The following is a 5,422-nucleotide window of genomic DNA, read 5'->3' as shown; positions in this document are numbered from 1 at the left end:
GAGGAAACAAAGACGACATATGAAAGGAGAATATATCAATTCAAGAACTGGAAAGAAAAGAATAAAATAACAGTGGAAGTACAGAGAAAGGAAAGATGAATTACACACTTTTAAGGACACTACCAAACTCTTCCAAAAAAGTACTATCGTTTTATCGAAAAAGTACCATCGTTTTTAAAAGAAGCTAATATCATTGTATAAAAAAGGCTGCAACTTATATTGAAAAAAGTAGTATCGTTCCTGTCAGTAGTTCTGTCTTCGGGGAGAATTGCCAATCTATTCGGAAGGGGTGGCTCGCGTGTTTACACAATCAAGGATATAGCTTTTGAAGTCGTCGGCATGAATGCGTTGCCAAACATCGCCCAAAAAGACAGCTCCGCCAAAATGAAGCGTTCGAAGGGTGGGCAGTTTCTCTTTTTTGATACCACCGAGCGCGAGCACTTTAGAATCAATGACAGCATCTGCTGCGGCTTGTGCCAAGGTTTCCTGACGAAAGGCAGAACGATAGCCCTTTTTGGAAATACTGTCGAAAATAGGACTGAGGAAGAGATAATCGCAATGAGGTTTCCTCGCTTTTATTTCTTGTAAGGAATGACAAGAGCAAGATAGCGTACCATGGAAGAATGATGGCATAACAGGATTGCGACGATTGAGATGAATGCCTTGCAAAGTATAGCGTGCGGTAAGATTGAAATGATCGTGAAGGACAAGTTGGCTATGATAAGCAGTCGGAATAGAGGAAAGTAAGGCATCCGTTGCTTCCACCGATGATTGTGGTTTGCGGATATGCACGGAGGCAACGCCCCAATCTAATAATCTCTGTATGATGTCTGCTTCCTCCGAGAGAAAAGTGGGAGGAGTAATAACGATAATCTTCATTCCACCAAACAACTAACTCTATTAATATATTTAAGGAGAAAAGAGGAGAGGCAGATTGTCTCCCGTCCCTTTGCAATCGTTACATCGATGATAGTCGGACACGAAGTCAATCCACCTCCTCACTTTATAAGAATTATTTTCCAATTCGTTGCATAATCAATTCTGCAACTTTCTTTCCCGAGAGCAACATACCACCAAAAATAGGTCCCATACGGGGCGTGCCCCCGACAGCGGAGGAAGCCATCCCACAGACAAACAAACCGGGATAGATTTCCTTTGTTCCTTCCACCACGCAGCGTTCGCCCTCGCTGACGTCCAGCGACCGTTCACCTATCACCTCACCCGTGGCAGTGTTCAACTTGATGCCGTTCTTTCGAGCCACTACCTTGCATATTTCGCTGTCGTGTCCGGTTCCATCGATGACGCATTTAGCCATGATGTTCAAGGGATCGACATGCAGTCCCTCGCGCAACACAGGTGTCCAGTTCACCACCACGCCGCTGACGACATTGTTCTTGAACACGACATCCTCCACGGAATAGCAATTAAAGATAGTAGCTCCGGCATGCACTGCATGGTAGAGCAGTGCCGAAGTACTCTCAATGGAATCAGCGGTATAGAGTCCGTCATCGTAATTATTGTAGTTGATGCCGAACTCCTTGATGATGTCGAGTGCTTCGTCTTGAATGACAAGCTGATTGAACATCATCGCACCACCCCACATTCCCCCGCCGGGAGACAACTTGCGATCGAAAAGAGCCACTTTCAGCCCTTTCTTGGCCAAATAATAAGCTGCTACTATGCCTGAAGGACCGCCACCTACTATGGCAACGTCGAGTTCCAGACACTTCTCCATTTTCTCGAAATAGGTATGAATGATACCTCTTGATATTTGTTTCTCTATCATAATATAGGTTGTTATAAAGAAATACTTAATCGTTACATTCGTCCAACTCCCTGCTTATCTTCATGGCGCAGAAGTTTGGACCGCACATCGTGCAATATTTTCCTCCTACCTTATTGGACGATTTCCAATATGCCAACGCCTTCTCCGGATCGAGAGAGAGGTTGAACTGGTCTTTCCACCTGAATTCATAGCGTGCTTTGCTCAGCGCGTTGTCCCGAATCCTTGCCCCCGGATGACCTTTCGCCAAATCGGCGGCATGAGCGGCTATCTTGTAGGCAATCACTCCTTCGCGAACATCCTCCTTGTTGGGTAAGGCAAGATGTTCTTTTGGCGTAACATAACACAGCATTGCCGTTCCATACCAGCCTATCATGGCAGCACCGATGGCACTCGTGATATGGTCGTAGGCAGGAGCAATGTCGGTAACTATCGGCCCTAACGTATAGAAAGGCGCGCCATGACATTTTTCCACCTGTCGTTCCATGTTCTCACGTATCTTATTCATGGGCACGTGTCCCGGACCTTCTATGAATGCCTGCACGTTCTTTTTCCAAGCGCGCTCCACGAGTTCGCCCATGGTGTCAAGTTCGGCAAATTGTGCCGCATCGTTAGCGTCATGGGTACTTCCCGGACGCAAACCATCTCCCAACGACAGAGCGGCATCATATTGGGCGCAGATATCGCATATCTCATCGAAATGACTGTACAGGAAGTTTTCCCGCTGATGTATCTTGCACCATTTTGAGATGATGCTTCCGCCACGACTCACAATGCCGGTGAGTCTGCCATCCGCCAAACGGATGTTCTTCAACCGGATGCCACAGTGTATCGTGAAATAATCCACACCCTGTTCGCATTGTTCCACCAACGTGTCTCGAAACACTTCCCAGTTCAAGTCTTCCACCTTTCCGTTCACCTTCTCGAAGGCCTGATACATCGGCACTGTTCCCACCGGAACCGGACAATTGCGCAATATCCACTCACGAGTCTCATGTATATTCTCGCCCGTTGATAAATCCATTAAGGTATCGCCACCCCATTTACAGCTCCACACGGCTTTCTCCACTTCCTCTTCTATTCCGGAGTTGTTATGCGAATTGCCTATGTTCGTGTTAATCTTCACAAGGAAATTCGTACCGATTATCATCGGTTCGCTCTCCGGATGCTTGATGTTGGCAGGGATAACGGCGCGACCGGCTGCTACTTCCTCGCGAACGAACTCCGGTGTGATGCGACTCTTCACACCCAATTCCCTACAATTCATATTCTCGCGAATGGCAACATATTCCATTTCTTCCGTTATCACGCCTAACTTCGCATAGTACATCTGCGTGCCCTTACGCTTCGCAATCCAAGAGTTCCGCAACTTGGGCAAACCCTTGCGCAAATCAATATCAATGGTGGGGTCGCTGTAAGCCCCGCTGGTGTCATACACCATGATAGGGGCGTTCGCACGTTCCTTCCGTTCTCCGTTCACCTTCATAACGGTAGGGGTAAGGTTGATTTTCCTCATACCCACGCGCAGCTCCGGATGGATTTCCCCCTTCATGTAAATCTTCTCCGAAGAGGGATAGGTTATCTTTATTTTGTTTTCCATAATCTTGATGTTTATAATGAAAGTTTCAGCGTTGTCTATACCTTATATATTAATAGTCGCCTCAACGAACCGTTGCATTTCCACCTTGGGGTTGTCGGCGTGGAGTATCGCCCCACTGACTGCTATTCCGCTCACCCCCGTCTTGGCAATCTCAGGAATGTCCTCGCACAATATCCCACCAATGGCTACAACGGGAACTGACAGGCGTTCTTCTTTCATCGTCCGCATCAACCTCGAATAGCCTTCCAATCCCAATAAAGGCGCGAGATTTTTCTTGGTAGAGGTGTACCGGAACGGCCCACAACCGATATAGTTTGCGCCCATTTCGCAGAGTTTACGTATGTCTTCCATGGTGTTGGCAGTTCCACCTATGAGCAACGAGTCATCGTTGAGCTGTCTTCGTGCTTCGTCTATTGCCATGTCTTGTTTTCCCAAGTGCACCCCATCGGCTCGCAACGCCTTCACCAAGTGTACACGGTCGTCGAGAATGAACGTTGCGCCATAAGCCACACACAATGTCTTCACTTTTCTTCCCACTTGAAGGAAATCATCATCGGAAACGTCTTTCATCCGCAGTTGCACCCATTCGCACCCCCCTTTCAAAGCCAATTCCACTCCTTCGGCATAATCGTATCGATGGGTGCGATGGGTAATAAATTGCAAGTTCATCATCGTCTGATAAGTTTTTCGGGTTGGAAAAAGTGGTTCACGGGTCCGAATCCCCTGCCCATCTCCATGTCTGCTCCGGCAGAAAGGGCTTCTCCGACATAGGCTTTTGCCCTCCCCACTGCATCGTTGAGTTGCTTTCCCCGAGCCAAATATGCTGCTATGGCAGACGATAGCGTGCATCCTGTTCCATGAGTGTTGCGGGTGGCAATGGTCTTGCCCTCGAAAAGTTCTCGACTTCCATTCTGAAGATAGAGCCGGTCGGTCTTCTTTTCTCCCTCAAGGTGTCCTCCTTTCACGAGCAGAGCCTTACAACCCATCGTCATAATCAGTTCGGCGGCACGGTCGATGTCGGCTTCCGTCTCTATGGAAACGCCCGAGAGCACTTCTGTTTCGTGAATGTTGGGAGTCAGCAGCTCGGCAAGGGGCAACAGTTTCTCGCGAAATGTTGCCACTGCCGTCCTCTCCATCAGTCTGCTACCGGAGGTGGACACCATGACGGGGTCGATTACGATGTGTTCCACGTCGTATTCTCTCATCGTGTCGGCAATCACGCGAATGGTTTCCACGTCGTTCACCATCCCTATCTTTATCGCGTCGGGGAGCATATCGCTCATCACGGCTCGCAACTGAGCTTCCACCATCTCCGGCGATACGCTTCTGACGGCGAATACTCCCATCGTGTTCTGTGCCGTAATTGCAGTGATGACCGAGGTGGCGTAACAACCCAACGCCGACATGGTTTTTAGGTCTGCCTGGATGCCGGCGCCACCACAGCTATCGGAACCGGCAATCGTCAAAGTAGTGATATATTTCATCGTTTCTCGTTATCTTTTCCTAATAGCATCAATAAGCAACAATCTGTATTCGCCACGCAAAGTGGCAAGCCTTATCGTCAGGAACAAAATATCGGGATGCACAAAATCTGGTAAATGATAAACGCAAATTCTTATATTCGCACTTCCTACGGCAGCATTACCTGCATCAGGTTATACGGGTATAATCTCAGCTCACTCAACAGAGTGGCACCCCTCCTTCGGCTCATCCGAAAGTTTATCTGTCTGCAAATTTACATAAAAATCGCGATATATAAGCCAATGGGAATAAAAAAATGGGAAATAAATTCCCAAATCGCCATCGCCTTTTCTTTTGACGGTAAAAGTGTTAAAACCCAATAATGTCCTAAATATTCTTCATTCATCCCCCAAAAGCTTAGCTTTCACTTTCCAAAAGCTTACCTTTTGCAGTGCAACTAATCAGCGAAAATGAAGAAATATCGAAGTTGGTGTAAACTGACTGATAATGAGTAGGAAACGGAATAATTTGCATAGAAGTGCTCTTTTCAAAAAGAGTTATAATATGCAGATTTAGGC

The 5,422-nt window shown here is 47.3% G+C and carries 5 protein-coding genes; all 5 read right to left on the bottom strand.

Annotation, left to right across the window (positions count from 1 at the left end; genetic code table 11):
* Window positions 1–276: 276 nt before the first annotated feature.
* Window positions 277–879, bottom strand: a complete 603-nt coding sequence (locus tag E0E16_RS13295) for a thiamine phosphate synthase (RefSeq protein WP_130830684.1) — start codon at window positions 877–879, stop codon at window positions 277–279.
* 133 nt (window positions 880–1,012) lie between these two features.
* A complete protein-coding gene (locus tag E0E16_RS13290) occupies window positions 1,013–1,786 on the bottom strand; it encodes a sulfide-dependent adenosine diphosphate thiazole synthase (protein ID WP_130830683.1) in 774 nt (257 codons plus the stop codon).
* Window positions 1,787–1,811: 25 nt separating this feature from the next.
* Window positions 1,812–3,383 carry a phosphomethylpyrimidine synthase ThiC gene (gene thiC, locus E0E16_RS13285; RefSeq protein WP_130830682.1) on the bottom strand — a complete coding sequence of 524 codons (1,572 nt, stop codon included), beginning with the start codon at window positions 3,381–3,383 and terminating at the stop codon, window positions 1,812–1,814.
* A 42-nt stretch (window positions 3,384–3,425) separates the two neighbouring features.
* Window positions 3,426–4,055, bottom strand: a complete 630-nt coding sequence (locus E0E16_RS13280) for a thiamine phosphate synthase (protein ID WP_130830681.1) — start codon at window positions 4,053–4,055, stop codon at window positions 3,426–3,428.
* Window positions 4,052–4,867: a bifunctional hydroxymethylpyrimidine kinase/phosphomethylpyrimidine kinase gene (thiD, locus tag E0E16_RS13275; protein ID WP_130830680.1), complete on the bottom strand. Its 816-nt coding sequence runs from the start codon at window positions 4,865–4,867 to the stop codon at window positions 4,052–4,054. The genes E0E16_RS13280 and thiD overlap by 4 nt, the downstream gene beginning before the upstream one ends.
* Window positions 4,868–5,422 lie beyond the last annotated feature (555 nt).

The sequence above is a fragment of the Prevotella rectalis genome (assembly GCF_900607215.1).
GTDB classification, from domain to species: Bacteria; Bacteroidota; Bacteroidia; order Bacteroidales; family Bacteroidaceae; genus Prevotella; species Prevotella brunnea.
This window is presented reverse-complemented; position numbering and strand designations above follow the sequence as displayed.

Bases quoted from the DNA above. Each gene is read 5' to 3' on its own strand.
- E0E16_RS13290 (WP_130830683.1), bottom strand. From the start codon at position 1,786: ATGATAGAGAAACAAATATCAAGAGGTATCATTCATACCTATTTCGAG.
- thiD (WP_130830680.1), bottom strand. From the start codon at position 4,867: ATGAAATATATCACTACTTTGACGATTGCCGGTTCCGATAGCTGTGGT.
- thiC (WP_130830682.1), bottom strand. From the start codon at position 3,383: ATGGAAAACAAAATAAAGATAACCTATCCCTCTTCGGAGAAGATTTAC.
- E0E16_RS13295 (WP_130830684.1), bottom strand. From the start codon at position 879: ATGAAGATTATCGTTATTACTCCTCCCACTTTTCTCTCGGAGGAAGCA.
- E0E16_RS13280 (WP_130830681.1), bottom strand. From the start codon at position 4,055: ATGATGAACTTGCAATTTATTACCCATCGCACCCATCGATACGATTAT.